Annotated in this window: 16 protein-coding genes; 4 read left to right on the top strand and 12 right to left on the bottom strand. The window is 42.9% G+C overall.

What is annotated here, in order from left to right; translation table 11 throughout:
• Positions 1–9 precede the first annotated feature (9 nt).
• Together I2F76_RS07385 and I2F76_RS07380 are read right to left on the bottom strand one after the other, a co-directional pair.
• The gene (locus tag I2F76_RS07385; RefSeq protein WP_003007583.1) at positions 10–1188 is read right to left on the bottom strand and encodes a pyridoxal phosphate-dependent aminotransferase; all 1179 of its coding nucleotides are present in this window, start codon (positions 1186–1188) and stop codon (positions 10–12) included.
• A gap of 16 nt (positions 1189–1204) precedes the next feature.
• Complete coding sequence (locus tag I2F76_RS07380; RefSeq protein ID WP_070675582.1) at positions 1205–1618, bottom strand: DUF5590 domain-containing protein; 414 nt, start codon at positions 1616–1618, stop codon at positions 1205–1207.
• Between the two features lie 291 nt (positions 1619–1909).
• Between I2F76_RS07380 and I2F76_RS07375 the strand changes: the two genes are divergently transcribed.
• Positions 1910–2356, top strand: coding sequence for a MarR family winged helix-turn-helix transcriptional regulator (locus I2F76_RS07375; RefSeq protein ID WP_003001765.1), 447 nt, complete (start codon positions 1910–1912; stop codon positions 2354–2356).
• Between the two features lie 118 nt (positions 2357–2474).
• Here the strand turns inward: I2F76_RS07375 and yaaA are convergent, their stop codons facing one another.
• Positions 2475–3200: a peroxide stress protein YaaA gene (gene yaaA / locus I2F76_RS07370; RefSeq protein ID WP_151191193.1), complete on the bottom strand. Its 726-nt coding sequence runs from the start codon at positions 3198–3200 to the stop codon at positions 2475–2477.
• Positions 3201–3266: 66 nt separating this feature from the next.
• Here yaaA and I2F76_RS07365 point away from each other — a divergent pair, with 66 nt between their 5' ends.
• The 3 genes from I2F76_RS07365 (at position 3267) to I2F76_RS07355 (ending at position 5757) form a co-directional block, all read left to right on the top strand.
• Positions 3267–3767, top strand: a complete 501-nt coding sequence (locus I2F76_RS07365; RefSeq protein ID WP_195487551.1) for a DUF1836 domain-containing protein — start codon at positions 3267–3269, stop codon at positions 3765–3767.
• Positions 3742–4389, top strand: a complete 648-nt coding sequence (gene trhA, locus I2F76_RS07360) for a PAQR family membrane homeostasis protein TrhA (protein WP_049498292.1) — start codon at positions 3742–3744, stop codon at positions 4387–4389. Before I2F76_RS07365 ends, trhA begins: the two co-directional genes overlap by 26 nt.
• Positions 4390–4452: 63 nt before the next feature.
• Positions 4453–5757, top strand: coding sequence for a PLP-dependent aminotransferase family protein (locus tag I2F76_RS07355; protein ID WP_195487550.1), 1305 nt, complete (start codon positions 4453–4455; stop codon positions 5755–5757).
• A gap of 17 nt (positions 5758–5774) precedes the next feature.
• Here the strand turns inward: I2F76_RS07355 and I2F76_RS07350 are convergent, their stop codons facing one another.
• From I2F76_RS07350 to I2F76_RS07310, 9 genes are all read right to left on the bottom strand, one after another.
• Positions 5775–6023 carry a hypothetical protein gene (locus I2F76_RS07350; RefSeq protein ID WP_195487549.1) on the bottom strand — a complete coding sequence of 83 codons (249 nt, stop codon included), beginning with the start codon at positions 6021–6023 and terminating at the stop codon, positions 5775–5777.
• A 92-nt stretch (positions 6024–6115) separates the two neighbouring features.
• The gene (locus I2F76_RS07345; RefSeq protein WP_195487548.1) at positions 6116–7870 is read right to left on the bottom strand and encodes an ABC transporter ATP-binding protein; all 1755 of its coding nucleotides are present in this window, start codon (positions 7868–7870) and stop codon (positions 6116–6118) included.
• Positions 7857–9611 (bottom strand): ABC transporter ATP-binding protein, encoded by a 1755-nt coding sequence (locus tag I2F76_RS07340; protein WP_118397670.1) that lies wholly within the window; start codon positions 9609–9611, stop codon positions 7857–7859. The genes I2F76_RS07345 and I2F76_RS07340 overlap by 14 nt, the downstream gene beginning before the upstream one ends.
• A 1-nt stretch (position 9612) precedes the next feature.
• Entirely contained in the window at positions 9613–10278 is a 666-nt protein-coding gene (locus tag I2F76_RS07335; protein WP_195487547.1) for an MmcQ/YjbR family DNA-binding protein, read from the bottom strand.
• Between the two features lie 103 nt (positions 10279–10381).
• Entirely contained in the window at positions 10382–11017 is a 636-nt protein-coding gene (locus I2F76_RS07330) for a copper homeostasis protein CutC (protein ID WP_155198884.1), read from the bottom strand.
• A 21-nt stretch (positions 11018–11038) separates the two neighbouring features.
• Entirely contained in the window at positions 11039–11641 is a 603-nt protein-coding gene (locus I2F76_RS07325; protein WP_195487546.1) for a hypothetical protein, read from the bottom strand.
• A gap of 275 nt (positions 11642–11916) precedes the next feature.
• The gene (locus tag I2F76_RS07320) at positions 11917–12873 is read right to left on the bottom strand and encodes an ABC transporter permease (protein ID WP_021153355.1); all 957 of its coding nucleotides are present in this window, start codon (positions 12871–12873) and stop codon (positions 11917–11919) included.
• Positions 12873–13934, bottom strand: coding sequence for an ABC transporter permease (locus I2F76_RS07315; protein ID WP_195487545.1), 1062 nt, complete (start codon positions 13932–13934; stop codon positions 12873–12875). Before I2F76_RS07315 ends, I2F76_RS07320 begins: the two co-directional genes overlap by 1 nt.
• Positions 13927–15462: an ABC transporter ATP-binding protein gene (locus I2F76_RS07310; protein WP_195487544.1), complete on the bottom strand. Its 1536-nt coding sequence runs from the start codon at positions 15460–15462 to the stop codon at positions 13927–13929. Before I2F76_RS07310 ends, I2F76_RS07315 begins: the two co-directional genes overlap by 8 nt.
• Positions 15463–15465: the final 3 nt, after the last annotated feature.

Raw genomic sequence — 15465 nt, 5'->3', positions numbered from 1 at the left:
CTTGTAATTTTATTTTTCCATAAAAGCCTTGAGTCGGCGAACAGCCTCTTTCAGGGTGTCCAAATCTGTCGCATAAGACAAGCGAATATTTTCAGGGGCACCAAAGCCAGCTCCCGTTACTAAAGCAACCTCTGCTTCTTCTAAAATTGCAGTGGTAAATTCCGTCACATCCGTATAGCCCTTCATCTCCATGGCCTTCTTGACATTTGGGAAGAGATAGAAGGCTCCTTGAGGTTTGATGGCTTCAAAACCAGGTACTTCATTCAACAAAGGATAAATAGTATTCAAGCGTTCCTCAAAAGCTTGACGCATGATCTCAATAGAAGATTGGTCTCCTGTGAGGGCTTCGATTGCGGCATATTGGGAAACGGTTGTTAAGTTGGAAGTTGTTTGGCTGATCACCTTGGCCATAGCTCCGATAATCTCAGAATCTCCTACAGCAAAACCAACCCGCCAACCAGTCATAGCATAGGTTTTAGAAACTCCGTTAATCACGATGGTTTGCTTGCGAATCGCTTCTGATAAGCTAGAAATGGGCGTAAAGGTATTGCCATTGTAGACTAATCGCCCGTAGATATCGTCTGCCAAAATCAAGATATCATGCTCGACAGCCCAGTTTCCGATTGCTTCGAGTTCTTCTTTACTGTAGATCATTCCTGTTGGATTGGATGGCGAATTCAGCAAGACAACCTTGGTCTTGTCTGTCCGTGCTGCTTCCAATTGCTCTACCGTTGCCTTGAAGTGATTTTCTTCTGTTGTTTGGAAAGTAACAGGTGTGCCTTCTACCATCTTCACCTGGTCTACATAAGAAACCCAGCAAGGGGTTGGAATGATGACTTCATCACCTGGATTGATGACAGAAGTAAAGAAGGCATAGATGATAAACTTAGCACCAGTACCGACCACAACCTCATTTCGATTCACTGCATAGCCATAAAACTCTTTCATGTAGTCGCTAATGGCATCCTTCAATTCTGGAAGTCCAGATGCTACCGTATAAAAGCTAGCGCGACCATCCTCGATCGATGCGACTGCTGCTTCTTGAATATTTTTTGGAGTCGCAAAGTCAGGTTGACCCAGGGTCAAACTTAAGATATCACGACCTTCTGCTGCCAAAGCTTTGGCACGCGCATTTGCAGCCAAGGTCACACTTTCTTCCATTTCCAATACACGATTTGATAATTTCATATTTCCTCCTCAAATCTTAAAAAACACCGGTGACTTTTCCAGTCTTGAAATCCACCACATAATAAGAGCTCCCAGCCTTAACTTCCCAGATCGGTTTGCCTTTAAAGCGTCCAAAAATGACACGATCAATCGCGTCCTGACTCTTCTCTTTGACGACGGAAGCTGCCTCTTTGGAGCTAACTCCTTCTTTCAAAGGGTAGGTATAGACTGCTTCATCCGCCTGCGCCACCAAAACCGCTAGATCTTGCCCCTCTTGGTCCTTGCCAATAAAGGAAAGATAGGCTTCTTTGCCATGAAAGAAACTCTCCGTCTCAATGGTCGCAATCGAAGAGTGAGACAGAGCTATTTTTCTTGCTTGTGCCATTTGATCCTGCAAGCGATCAGAAGTTTTTTCAGCAAGAAATAGCCAAGAAAAAAGGACCGTCAACACTAAGATACAGATTCCTATTATATGTTGCCATATTATAAAAAGATTATTTTTCTGTTTCACTCCCTCATTATACACCAAAGCTACCTAGAATTCTATAGATTTTCAAGAAAGAATTGTTACTAATATTTCATACCTGTTACAATGTTTTAGTATAAAATTGTTTGATAAACAAAGTAAAATTAACATCTATGCTATCATTTGTTCATAGTTTAATAAATTTGTCACAATTTTGTAACTAATTTGAAAATAAAATTAAACGACAGAAATACTATTTATTGATAAAATATAGATATGGAAAATTTAAAGAGATTATTCAAAGAAGCAAACGTAGATTTAAAAACCATGATCGTCTTCCACAAGGCAGAACGATTGATCCGTGCGTCTGAGGCTCATATCTTTAAAAAGCACCAGTTGACACCAACTCAATTCTCTGTACTTGAAACCTTGTACAGCAAAGGCGATCTTCGCATTCAAGATCTGATTGATAGCATTCTTGCGACCTCTGGAAATATGACTGTGGTTATTCGCAATATGGTCCGCGATGGTTGGATTACACGCGAAACCGATCCAGAAGACCGCCGTGCTTATCTTGTATCTATTACAGATGCCGGTCGTAAAAAGATCGAAGAAGCTCTTCCAGATCATATCAAAAATATTCAACGCTTGATGCAAGTCTTTAATAGTGGTGAGCAAGCTGAGTTGACAGAACTCTTGAAGAAATTCAAACATATCGCCTAAGCCTACTGCTCAAGACGATTCTGACTCCAAAATCCTCTATTTTGGAGTTTTCATCGTGCATTCTCTTTATCTAATAGATCAAAAAAATATTCCTGACGCTTCTCAGGAATATTTTTATTTATTCTTTCACAAAGACCCATTCCTTCTCTTGCGATAAATCCTCACGATAAGAGAAACCTGCTACTTCTAATGATTTCAGATCTTCTAGATGGATGATTTCTTCCTTCATCATAGCTGTCACCATGGCCCCACGTGCTTTTTTTGAAATCGTCGAGTGAATCTTCAGGGTCCCACCACGATTCTCCATGAATTTGATCCGAATCATTCGCTCACGAATGGCTTTTGAAAAGACTTGTTCAAACTCAGAAGACAAAAGAGATAAGATCTGTTCTTCATCTTCTACTGCCCGATCATAGTCCTCTTTCCAGAGTACCTTTAGAGATTTTCCAGCTGGTTTTAGCTTCATCATAAAATCCAAGCGATGGGGAGCAATCCCTTCATAGGCTGGTAGCACACCATATAAAGCAGTCGTGATTAACAAATGCTCCTGCAGATAAGCCTGCTCTTTTTCGGATAAGTCTTGACGCTCGATACTACGATACATAAGGCCATCAAACAGTTCCAAAGAAGGATAGGTTTTAGCACTCCCAGCTAACAAAGCCTCAATTCTTTCTTTTTCTACTTGAGCTCTTTCCTCTGAGATCCCGTAAAAGGTCGCTAATTCTTCTAGGGAGAATGCCTTCAAAGCTTGGAGGATGGTTTTTGTGTTCTCTGACAAGGGTTGGGGCTCGACGATACGAGCCTGTTCGTTCAGTTCTTTGGCGGATGGAATTAATAGTTTCATAGGTCTATTGTACCATATTTTTCAAATTTTCTTGACAGGAGTTTTTATAAATGTTATTATCTAGTTATGAAAACTAGATTAAAGAAAGGTGAAGATTTCGTGTCCACTTTTTCCTATCCAACGTGGGAGCAACTACCTGAGCTAGATCTCTATCTCGATCAGGTCCTTCTTTATGTCAATAAAACCTGTGCACCTGTTCTCTCTTCTTCTGACAAGGGCTTGACGGCTGCCATGATCAACAATTACGTAAAACATGGCTATGTCGAAAAACCAGATAAGAAGAAATACCAGCGTAGACAGGTGGCTCGTTTGATCGCTATTACAACCTTAAAAACGGTCTTTTCTATTCAGGAGATCGCTTCTACCTTAAATTTCTTACAGGACCAGGCAAGCTCAGATCTTCTCTATAATAGCTTTGTTGCTTATCTCAATGAACAAAAAGAGCCGATTGCACCCATTATTCGCTCTGCCTGTCAGACCGTTCAACTTTATCTTGAAACCCTATCTTATATTCAACCAGTAAAAACAGAGGAAGAAACTAATGAACTACACCATGAAACTAAGTAAAAAATTATCCTTTGGAGAAGAGATCGCCAATAGCGTAACCCATGCTGTTGGAGCCCTCCTTATGCTCATCCTGCTTCCAATCTCAGCAGTCTATAGCTTTGAGCAACACGGTCTGCTCAGTGCTTTTGGGACTTCTATCTTTGTGATCAGTCTCTTTTTGATGTTTCTGTCTTCGACCGTCTACCATGCCATGTCTTACGATTCACCTCAAAAGTATGTGCTTCGTATTATCGATCATTCCATGATCTACATTGCGATCGCAGGAAGTTATACACCGGTTGTCCTTACCTTGATGAACAACTGGATGGGCTACAGCATTATCTTGATCCAATGGGGGACCACCATCTTTGGTATTCTCTACAAAATCTTTGCCAAAAAAGTCAATGAAAAGTTCAGTCTCGCTCTTTACTTGATCATGGGCTGGTTGGTCATCTTTATTATTCCCCAAATCGTTAGCCAAACCAATCCGATCTTCTGGGGTCTCATGCTCATGGGCGGCCTGTGCTACACAGTTGGAGCTGGCTTTTATGTTAAGAAAAAGCCTTACTTCCACATGATTTGGCACCTCTTCATCCTGGCAGCTTCTGCTCTTCAGTATTTAGCCATCGTTTACTTTATGTAATACTGCCACCACTCTTCGGAGTGGTTTTTTTGTGATTTTTTCTGTACAATAGTAAAAAACTGTATGGGGACAGTCAGGATGAAGACGAGCAAATACCAACAAATTATTCATGTTCTAAAAAAAGCCATTCAAGATGGCGAACTGGAGACTGGAGAGAAAATTCCTTCTGTTCGCCAGTTAGCCGGTCAATTTTCTTGTAGCAAGGACACAGTGCAACGAGCCTTGCTGGACTTGACTTACCAGCACTTCCTCTATGCTAAGCCTCAAAGTGGCTACTATGTTTTGGAGCAAGCACCTAATCGACATGAGGATCTTCCACTAAAATTAGAGAAGGACCGCAACCAGGCTTTTGAGGACTTCCGAACTTGTATCAATGAAACTTTGATTGGACGGGAGAATTATCTCTTTAATAACTTTTCGGACCAAGCAGGCTTACTCGAAGTACGCCAATCCATTCAAGGCTTATTGAAGGAAGAAAGTATTTATACGACTGCGGATCAGATTGTTTTGACTGCTGGTACTCAGCAGGCGCTCAATATCCTCAGCCAGATTGACTTTCCCAATAAAAAGTCTCAGATTTTGATCGAGCAACCGACTTATCATCGGATGAACCAACTCTTAGATTCGCAGCAACTTGCCTACCGTACCATTCAACGTAATTTAACGGGGATTGATCTCGAGGAACTTGAAGAGATTTTCAAAAGTGGCCATATCAAATTCTTCTATACGATCCCTCGTTTTCACTATCCGCTTGGTCATAGCTATTCGACCAAGCAGAAAGAAGCGATCTTGCAACTAGCTGACCAATATGATGTCTACCTTGTTGAGGACGACTATTTGGGAGATCTTGATGGCAGCAATGCTCCTTCTTTTCATTATTTGAATCAAAAGGACCGGGTCATCTATATCAAGTCTTTTTCGACCAATCTCTTTTCTGCTCTTCGCATCACTTCCATGATCCTTCCCCAAGACCTTCTTAAGCCGGTCTTAACCTATAAGACGATTCTGGACTATGATAGCAATCTGATCATGCAAAAGGCCTTGAGTCTCTACATTGATAACGGTATGTATCTGACCAATAAAAAGCGACTCCTAGGCAGAAAAAAAGAGGAAGAAGCCAGTCTAAAGACCTTGATGGCCCAATCTTCTCTTCTACCTCATCTGACCCTGACCCACGATGGGGTCCTAGTAGATCTTCATCAGGTTAAATCGCTTGCTGCCTTAAAACACAGTGGACTCCCGCTTGATTTCTTTGAAGCAGCCTACATCACTTCTTGTCCTTATCAACTCGCCAAGATCCAATCGGCAGATGTAGCCAATGTTTTACCAAAGCTGACGCCTTTTTTTGAAAGAGAAACCCTCGTATAGACTATACGAGGGTCTTCTTATTTCTTTAAGTGCTCATAGACAAGTTTGGCATTTTGAAGGCCAATCCGATAGTCGATGCGAATTAAGCGAATCGCTTCCATCTCTGGTTCTTTGAGGTACTTCTCTTTTTGTTCCTTGGGGATGCTACCTGGTTTTAGAAGATAATAGGTGAATTGATTTCTAACTTTAGTAAGCTCTACTTGAAGGGTGAAATAAAGTCCAAATAAGACAATAACAACTCCCATTAGGATGAGATCGTTTGACATGATTGTTGCTTCCTTTTTCTGTTCTTTTCTTTATTTTACAGCTTTCAAGCAAGAAAAACAAGGTTAAATTTGCATTTACCCCTTGTTTGTCCTTATTTCATCATACCAGCCTGGAGGTCATACATTTTCTTATACGTTCCTCCTAGAGCAATGAGTTGGTCGTGGTTGCCTGATTCGATAATTTTTCCTTTATCGAGAACATAGATGCAATCGGCATCTTGGATGGTAGAAAGGCGATGGGCAATGGCAATGGTTGTCCGCCCTTGGCGCATCTTCTTCAGAGAGTTTTGGATCATCTCTTCCGTCTCTTGGTCGATATTTGCAGTGGCCTCATCCAAAATGAGGATCTTAGGCTGGCCTGCAATGGTCCGGGCAAAAGCCAGAAGCTGACGCTGACCGGTCGACAAGGTAGAACCCCGCTCTGTTACCGGATGATCATAGCCACCAGGTAGACTCTCAATATAGTCTGCTACATCCACAAATGCAGCTGCTTGTCTGATTTCCTCATCTGTCAGTTCTTCATGGTACATCCGGATATTAGAAGCAATGGTTCCATGATAGAGGAAGGGTTCCTGCAACACTAAACCGATGGACTTGCGCAAGGCTTCCTGGCTGTAGTCCTTGATATCCTGTCCATCAATCAAGATCCGGCCACGATCAAATTCATAAAATCGCATGAAGAGATTAATAATAGAGGATTTACCAGAACCAGTATGACCAACAAAAGCGATGGTTTGTCCGTTTTTGACCTCAAAGGAGATCTCTTTTAGGACATCCCGTTTGCCATCATAAGAAAAAGATACATGCTCAAAACGAATATCTCCCCGCTCGATTTCTTTCAGGCTACCAGCTTGCTTGGGCTCATAGTCGTCTCGATCCATCATTTCAAATACACGACCAGCAGAAATGGTTGAGGTCTGCAAGGTTGCAAAATTTTGGGTGACATCAATCAAAGGCTGGAAAAGCTGGCTAACATACTGGATAAAGACATAGATAAGACCGGCTGTAAAGCCAGAGGACTGCCAATTTAGGCCGAAAAAGGTTAGAATAACCGCATAAGCCAGGACCTGTAACAAGGTCATAGCTGGCCTCAAAAAGAGGGAATTGACATCGACAGAACGATTGGCATAATCCAAATGCTCCCCATTAATCTGTTCGAATTCATCCGTCAAGCGCTTTTCTTGACGAAAGGCCTGCACGATCCGCATTCCTTCAATGGATTCCGATAATTTCACATTGATATCTGATAATTTTTGTCGGGTCATCTTGACCAAGCGATTGGATAACTTGCGATAGAGACGAATAGAAAACCAAATGATGGGAAGAAAAGGCAGAATCCAAATGGTCAAATGCCAGTCCAAGCTAAACATAGTTATCAGGGTGACTAGAAAGAGTAAAAAGGATGAAACTAGGCTTGAAAAGACCGTAGAAAACATATCTGCGACTGCCTGGGTATCATTGGTCACACGCGAAACAATCGAACCTGCTGCTGTCTGGTCATAAAAGGACATGCCCAGCCTTTGAAGATTTTGGAAAATATCTAAACGGATATCTCTTACGATAGAATTGGATACACGCGCAAAGGTTAACTGACTCAGATAAGTTGCCAGCACGCGCCCAATGAATAAGCCATAGTAGAGAATGAGAAACTGAAAAGCTGTCAGTACTGGAGAGCCGGCTTCTGTTGGATCCACTAGGTGGTCAATATACCAGCGAGCTGCAAGAGGGATCGCCGTCAATAACAGACTAGTTAGAAAGGTAAAGGCTAAGGCTAGGGCTGTTAACCATTTATAACGCCACATGTAAGTCAAGAGCCGCTTCATAACATGAGCTTCAGATGTTTTCATTCAGCTTTCCCTCCATTTCTTCTGATAATTGTTGGGCTTGGTAGGTTTCATAGTACCAACCTTTTTGAGCCATTAATTCCTCGTGATTTCCTCGCTCCTTGATCTGTCCATTCTCCATTACCAGAATCAAATCCGCATGAACGATCGCTGATAGGCGATGGGCTGTGATGATCGTTGTTTTCCCCTTGCGTTCCTGCTTCATATTTTCAATGATTTGGTGTTCTGTCTTAGCATCTACTGCAGACAGGGAGTCATCCAAGATCAAGATCTCAGGATTCATGACCAAAGCACGACTCATGGCAATCCGTTGCTTTTGCCCGCCAGAAAGAGAGACCCCTCTCTCTCCCAGCACTGTCTCCATCTGGTCTGGCATGGCCAGAATATCTTCATAGACTCCACAAGTTCTCAGAGCCTTCATCACCTCTTCTTCCTTGATCTGTGGATCTGAAAAAGCGACATTCTCGCGAATGGTCATGGCAAAGAGAATCTGATCTTGAGGGACGTAGCCGATCAAGCTTCGAAGATCTTCTAAGCGATAATGTTTGATGGAGATCCCATTTAGCAAGATAGCTCCCTGCTCCAAGTCATGCTCTCTGAGTAAGAGGCGCAATAAGGTGGTCTTTCCAGATCCAGTTGGCCCCACAATTCCAAGGGTTTGCCCTTTTTCTAAATGGAAGGCAACCTTCTCAAGGACAGGCTCTTTCTCATAGGCGAATTCTTCAATGTCATATTCCAGATCTCCGTTTTGAATGACTGTGACTGGTTGACTTGGATCATGGATATCAGGTGTTTCTGCTAAAAGTGTCTCAATCCGATCATAGGAGACGCTAGCACGCTGACTAATATTAAACAAGAAGCCCATAGCTTGAAGGGGCCAGACGAGCATATTGAGATAGGTAATAAAGGTTACGATTTGTCCAACCGTCAGGCTTCCTTCCTGAACAAATAGCCCGCCGAAGTAGAGCGTCAAAACATAGGAGAGACCGACAAAAAGAAGAGTAGTCGAATCAAACAAAGCATTGTAACCGGCTGAAGTCATATTTTTTGAAAAGACCATTTGATTGGTTTTTTCAAAAGCCTGAATCTCATCTGCCTGAAAGCCAAAGGATTTGGTCACTTTGACTCCTGATACTGATTCCTGGACAAAGTTGTTCAGCTCTGAGAAGCCTTCTTGGGCCTCTTTGAAGGCTTTGTGGTTTTTGCGGCCAATAGCTGACGTCACTACCACCATAACCGGTAGGGGCAAAATAGCTAAGAGCGTTAAGCGCCAATCAATCATGAAAAACATGCTGACTAGGGTCACCAAGGCTGTCACAGAAGCATCTACAGCAGACATAACACCGCCACCAGCAAACATAGTCACCGCATTGATATCATTAGTAGCATGGGCCATGAGATCCCCTGTCCGATAACGCTGATAAAAAGATGGAGACATGAGCGTAAATTGCTGAAACAAACGGTAACGCAAGATCCGAGCCAACTTATTAGCCGTTCCAAAAATATAGCGTCTCCAGACAAAACGAAGACCATACATGGCTAGAGCTGCGAGGACCAAAAGGGCGATATCCACAACTAACTGCCCCAGTGTCAGCCTTCTTTTATCGATCAAATCGATCACAAGTCCCATGATTCTTGGAGGAATGAGGTTTAAAAAACTAACCAAGATCAAGGACCCTATCCCGATCAAGTATCGCCTCTTCTCTAAATTAAAAAACCAAGATAATTTCCTCAACAGATTCATCTTATTTCCCCTTTTTGGTGAGTTGCCAGCTACTATCCACTAGAGCAAACAAGTCCTCATCAGAAATTGTTCCATCTAAGGGGATACTCACCCAATATTTTTTATTCATATGAAAAGCTGGATAAATCCCTTTCTGCTGGATGAAATGGGCTACCTGATCAGACTTGACATTCAAAACTTCTATTTTCCCAGACTTGCTAGCATCCAATTTTTTCCAATCAATGGTCATAAAGACACCATACCACTTGAGGGTGTCTCGGTGGCGAATGGCACCGGATTCCGGAGATCTCTCCCACAAATACTCAATCGTTCCCTGATAGTGTAGGGAGATATAGGCCATGAGACGCTTGGCTTGAGGATAAAGAAATTCTTCTACCTTAAAACAAGCTTGGCGGATTCTTGCAAGACTTTCCTGACAGGCTTCCCTGACTTGGCCAACGAAATTTCCTTGTAGCTGTTCCAGATGGATCTGGATATACTCATCCCCTGTATCCTGATCATAGACCTGAAAAGAAATCTTCTGGTCGCAGACACGGACCTTTAAGAGAAAAGTGTCCGATAAGACTGGGCACTGGTACTCATAGCCTGTCCCACTCTTTTCAAATCCATAAGCCAATCCCTTTTCTAGCTGAAAGGTGTATCGGTCAAAATAATGCTCTAAAAACATTTTCTCTCCCTTATTCATTTTTGCACTAGAAGAGGCTGGGAACGACGTCCCCAACCTTGATAACAGATCCAAAAAACTACTTCAAGCAGTGATCGTTTCTTTTTTAAAACACAATGCGTGTGCCATGCAGTTGACAAACGCCCAATTGCTCCAAAAAGAGCTGACGATTGTCAAGGGTCACACCTCCACCTGGCAGGATCTGAATCTTTCCCTTAGCCGCATCTAATAAACGATGATAGTGTGCAAAACGTTGCTCTAGTGGGTCACCTGGACTTCCAGCTCGTGTTAAAATGCGGGCTACACCCTGATCAGAAAGCCACTCAATCGCTTCTAGCTGATCTGTATGAGCTAACTCATCAAAGGCCATATGAAAGACCACCTCTGCCTCTCCACAGGCTGCTAGTAAAAGCTGCATGACCCTCTGGTCCAACTTTCGATCGCTCGTCAGCGCACCCAGCACAAAACAAGTAACCCCTATTTCTTTCGCAGCACGAATATCCGTCAGCATAGTTTCGACTTCCAGATCAGTGTAGACAAAATCGCCACCACGGGGCCGGATAATGACACATAGATCCACGGACTTCTCTCGTGTCAGTTTGATTGCTTCATTGATCACACCTATACTCGGTGTGGTCCCTCCTACTGCCAAGTTGTCGCACAGTTCAATGCGACCTGCCCCAGCAGCAATCGCCTTATCAATATAAGTTAAATTCTCTGCACAAAATTCAAAGACTAGCATGACAACTCCAATTACAAAGACTTAAAACAAGGATATACTAACGGTTACCTTCGCATTGCCATTTTCTACTCTCGCTTTTGAGATACTATAGCCCGCTTGAGGAATCTCAAGGGTGATTTGATCACCATTCACTGTGAAGCCGCCTCCATTTTGATTGGATTTATCCTTCAAATAGTTGAGAACCAAGAATTTTGGAATGGGCATTTTCCCTAATTTAGCACCGGTCACGGTCAAATTCATGACATTGTTTTCGACTTGACCAGTCATGGTTAAATCTAGATAGCTATCAACTGGCCCTAATGATACAGGAACTTTGACGTGAAGGTCATTGCCATCCATTCCTAGTGCCATCTTTTGATAGTCAGAATTGTCAAGGGCGGTTCCAGCACTTGTTTTTACGACCTGACTTAATTGTACAGAATTGAGACTTAGCTCAGTTGAGAGCCCTTCAGTGCTCACAGAAGCGTTTGAAACTGCATTTTGAGCCAGCTCAATCAAAGAACTCCCTGCCTGCACATTTCTCAGTTGCTCCCCATCAGGAATAGATCCAGGGACCAATAAAATCACTAATAAAATAAATAAAACGATCACCATGCCAATCAGGCGTCTTATCCACTTAAACATCTGCTCCTCCAATACATGAAAAGTTGTATTCTTATTGTACCCTAAATCTAAAGAAATTGCGACTAAGAGGGGCCTTTACAAAGCAAAAGAGAGCGTGGGACAGAAATCGGTAATTCGTTAGAATTCGATTTCGTCGTCCCACCTCCGCACAGTTGAGTAGGGCTGTAAAAGCTGATAAAATCAGCGTAGTAGAGCCCACTCAACCACTGCGTCTTACTCGACAATCCAAAAACAATTGAGAGGCTAGGACTTTTATCCCAACCTCTCTCTGTGCATTATTTAGATTTAATGTAGTTAACACCATCTGCTTTTGGTGCGACTGCTTGTCCGAAGAAGGCTGCCAAGACAACCATGGTCAAGACGTAAGGCGCAATTTGCAAGTAGATGGATGGAATCCCTTTAAGCAAAGGCAATTGATTCCCGATAACAGCCAAACTTTGTGAAGCTCCAAAGAAGAGACTAGCAAGCATGGCCCCGATTGGGTTCCATTTCCCGAAAATCATAGCCGCAAGGGCGATAAATCCAGGACCTACAATAGTAGTCACCGCGAAGTTAACAGAAACTGACTGAGCGTAAATGGCTCCTCCGATTCCTGCAAGGGCACCTGAGATCATCACTCCTAAGTAGCGCATTCTATATACATTGATTCCCAATGTATCTGCTGCTTGTGGGTGTTCACCAACTGAACGAAGACGCAATCCAAATTTCGTCTTGAACATGATAAACCAAGCAAAGAATGAAAAGAGAATCGCAACCCAGCCGATGATGCTGGCATTGTTGAAGAAAATATCTCCAATGACCGGAATTTTAGATAAGACTGGAATGGACGTTTTCCCGAAGGCAACTTTGATATTATCCGTTTGTCCCTTGTTATACATCGCTTTAACAAGAAAGACTGCCAATGGAGGTGCCATCAAGTTCAATACTGTACCTGAGACGATATGGTCAGCACGGAAATGAATGGTTGCCACCGCGTGGATCAAGGAGAAGAGTACTCCAATCCCTGCAGCAACGATCAAGGACAACCATGGTGTCAAACTTCCTAACTCAGGCTCAAAAGTCAAGTTAAAGATAATACCTGAGAAGGCTCCCATAACCATGATTCCTTCCAGACCAACGTTAACAACCCCAGCGTGCTCTGAGTATGCTCCTCCGATACTTGTGAAGATCAGCGGTGCCGCATACACAATCATAGAGGAAACAAGAATACTTAAAATCGTTACAATACTCATTAGTTTGCTCCTCCTTTTTTAGCTGAACGCATCGAGATCATCTTTTCGATAATGTAGTGGGCACATACGAAGAAGATAATAGATGCTGTCACAATTTGAACGACTTCTTCAGGGATGGCAGCTGGCTTCATACCAACTCCCCCAATTTGAAGTGCTCCAAATAAGAAGGCAGCAAATGGAATACCAATTGGTGAATTCATCGCAAGAAGGGCTACGGCCATTCCGTTAAATCCAACACTCATCGAGCTAGTTTGAACGTAAACATTTGAGTAAATCCCCAGACCTTCTACTACCCCACCGATACCAGCAAGAGCACCAGAAATGATCATAGAAAGGATAATGGTCCGTTTTGCAGACATCCCTGCATATTCCGCTGCATTCGCATTGAGACCAACGGCACGGATTTCAAACCCAAGTGTAGTTTTCTTCATCAAGAACCAGATGACCACCACTGCGATGATGGCAAAGAAGATCCCGATGTTCATTTGTGATTTGTCCGTCAAATTACGCAACCACTCCGTCTGGTAGACAGCGTTAGCTCCCACATCAATGGTTGAGTCCTTGTTTTCCATCAAGGAAGCTGGGAAGCTATGAATCAAGGCATTCCCACCATAGAGAACAATGTAGTTCATCATAATGGTGATGATGACCTCACTGGTTCCGAGATAGGCACGAAGGAAACCAGGAATCGCTCCAATAAATCCACCTGCGATAGCCGCAATCAAAACGGTCATCGGAATCATTAGTAAACGAGGCATATTGGGGAAAGAAAGGGCAAACCAAGTCGCCATGATCCATCCTGCAAAAGCCTGACCAGGAAGTCCAACGTTAAAGAAGCCGGCCCGGCTAGCTACTGAAAATCCAAGAGCAACTAAAATCAGTGGCCCCATGGCACGGGAAATATTTCCCCAACTCTTAATCGAACCAAAGGCTTTCTTAAACAGCAACTCATATCCCCAAAGGGCATCATAGCTGAAGGCCCACATAATAATGGCACCCAAGACCAATCCTAAAAGGACAGACACCAATGGAACGGCAATTTGTTTTAAATTCTTATTCATTTGATGCTCCTTCCTTTACTTGTCCTCCTGCCATGAGGATTCCAAGTTCTTGCTTATTCGTTGTTTCAGGGGTTACGATCCCTTGGATCTTCCCATCATGAATAACCGCAATACGGTCAGAAACATTCAAAATTTCATCTAATTCAAAGCTGACAACCAGAACGGCTTTTCCATTATCCCGTTCTTGAATCAAACGTTTGTGGATATATTCGATCGCTCCAACGTCCAATCCACGAGTTGGCTGGCTAACGATCAAAAGATCTGGATCGCGATCGATTTCCCGAGCGATAATGGCTTTTTGCTGGTTCCCTCCAGAGAGAGCCTTAGCAGGTACCACTTCACTGGCTGCACGAACGTCAAACTCTTCCATCAACTTCTTGGCATAAGAAGTAATATTTGGATAATTCAAAATACCATTCTTGCTAAGAGGTTCTTTATAATAGGTTTGAAGGGCAATGTTTTCAGAGATCATCATATCAAGGACTAAACCATCACGATGACGGTCTTCAGGGACGTGCCCTACCTTCATTTCTGTGATTTGACGTGGACGAAGTCCTACAACATCCTTGCCTTTAATCTTGATTGAACCAGATTTTACCTTCCGTAGACCTGTAATCGCTTGGATCAACTCAGACTGACCATTTCCGTCAATTCCTGCAATCCCGACGATTTCACCAGCACGAAGTTCCAGTGACAAATTCTTAACAGCTGGGATACCACGGTTTTCGTTGACAACCAAGTTTTCAATCGACAAGACGACTTCTTTTGGTTGAGAAGGACCTTTCTCCGTTTTAAAGGAAACAGAACGACCGACCATCATTTCGGCCAAGTCTTGGTTGGTAGCTCCACCAATCTCGACTGTCTCAATCGATTTACCACGACGGATAACCGTTACGCGGTCTGAAACAGCACGGATTTCATCCAACTTGTGCGTAATCAAGATAATAGACTTTCCTTCATTCGCCAAGTTCTTCATGATTGTCATCAATTCTTCGATTTCAGCTGGTGTCAACACCGCAGTTGGTTCATCGAAGATTAGGATGTCTGCTCCACGATAAAGCGTCTTTAAGATTTCCACACGTTGCTGCGCACCAACGGAAATATCCTCCACTTTAGCATTTGGATCCACTGCCAGGCCATATTTTTTAGACAAGTCAAGGATATCTTGACTGGCTTTCTTAAGATCTAAAACACCATGTTTAGTGGTTTCAGAACCAAGGATAATATTTTCAGCAACAGTGAAGGCTTCAACCAACATAAAGTGTTGGTGCACCATTCCAATTCCTAAAGAGGCTGCTTTTGAAGGTGAGTCTAGGTTAACAGTTTTTCCATTTACCACGATGTCTCCGCTTGTTGGTTCCAACAAACCAGCCAGCATATTCATCAGGGTAGATTTCCCTGCACCATTTTCTCCAAGAAGTGCATGGATTTCACCTTTGCGCAACTGAAGATTAATCTTGTCATTTGCTACAAAGTCACCAAATTTTTTGGTAATCTCACGCATTTCGATGACATATTCATGTGTCATGGG

Origin of the sequence: Streptococcus parasanguinis (assembly GCF_015557775.1) — a bacterium.
Lineage (GTDB): Bacteria > Bacillota > Bacilli > Lactobacillales > Streptococcaceae > Streptococcus > Streptococcus parasanguinis_AA.
The sequence above is the reverse complement of the archived record's forward strand: the minus strand, read 5'-3'. Positions and strand labels throughout refer to the sequence as shown.

Excerpts from the sequence above, each read along its gene's own strand:
- I2F76_RS07330 (WP_155198884.1), bottom strand. The coding sequence starts at position 11,017 with ATGCTAGTCTTTGAATTTTGTGCAGAGAATTTAACTTATATTGATAAG.
- I2F76_RS07355 (WP_195487550.1), top strand. The coding sequence starts at position 4,453 with ATGGGGACAGTCAGGATGAAGACGAGCAAATACCAACAAATTATTCAT.
- I2F76_RS07335 (WP_195487547.1), bottom strand. The coding sequence starts at position 10,278 with ATGTTTTTAGAGCATTATTTTGACCGATACACCTTTCAGCTAGAAAAG.
- I2F76_RS07350 (WP_195487549.1), bottom strand. The coding sequence starts at position 6,023 with ATGTCAAACGATCTCATCCTAATGGGAGTTGTTATTGTCTTATTTGGA.
- I2F76_RS07310 (WP_195487544.1), bottom strand. The coding sequence starts at position 15,462 with ATGACACATGAATATGTCATCGAAATGCGTGAGATTACCAAAAAATTT.
- I2F76_RS07385 (WP_003007583.1), bottom strand. The coding sequence starts at position 1,188 with ATGAAATTATCAAATCGTGTATTGGAAATGGAAGAAAGTGTGACCTTG.
- I2F76_RS07345 (WP_195487548.1), bottom strand. The coding sequence starts at position 7,870 with ATGAAAACATCTGAAGCTCATGTTATGAAGCGGCTCTTGACTTACATG.
- I2F76_RS07365 (WP_195487551.1), top strand. The coding sequence starts at position 3,267 with ATGAAAACTAGATTAAAGAAAGGTGAAGATTTCGTGTCCACTTTTTCC.
- yaaA (WP_151191193.1), bottom strand. The coding sequence starts at position 3,200 with ATGAAACTATTAATTCCATCCGCCAAAGAACTGAACGAACAGGCTCGT.
- trhA (WP_049498292.1), top strand. The coding sequence starts at position 3,742 with ATGAACTACACCATGAAACTAAGTAAAAAATTATCCTTTGGAGAAGAG.
- I2F76_RS07315 (WP_195487545.1), bottom strand. The coding sequence starts at position 13,934 with ATGAATAAGAATTTAAAACAAATTGCCGTTCCATTGGTGTCTGTCCTT.
- I2F76_RS07325 (WP_195487546.1), bottom strand. The coding sequence starts at position 11,641 with ATGTTTAAGTGGATAAGACGCCTGATTGGCATGGTGATCGTTTTATTT.
- I2F76_RS07375 (WP_003001765.1), top strand. The coding sequence starts at position 1,910 with ATGGAAAATTTAAAGAGATTATTCAAAGAAGCAAACGTAGATTTAAAA.
- I2F76_RS07340 (WP_118397670.1), bottom strand. The coding sequence starts at position 9,611 with ATGAATCTGTTGAGGAAATTATCTTGGTTTTTTAATTTAGAGAAGAGG.
- I2F76_RS07320 (WP_021153355.1), bottom strand. The coding sequence starts at position 12,873 with ATGAGTATTGTAACGATTTTAAGTATTCTTGTTTCCTCTATGATTGTG.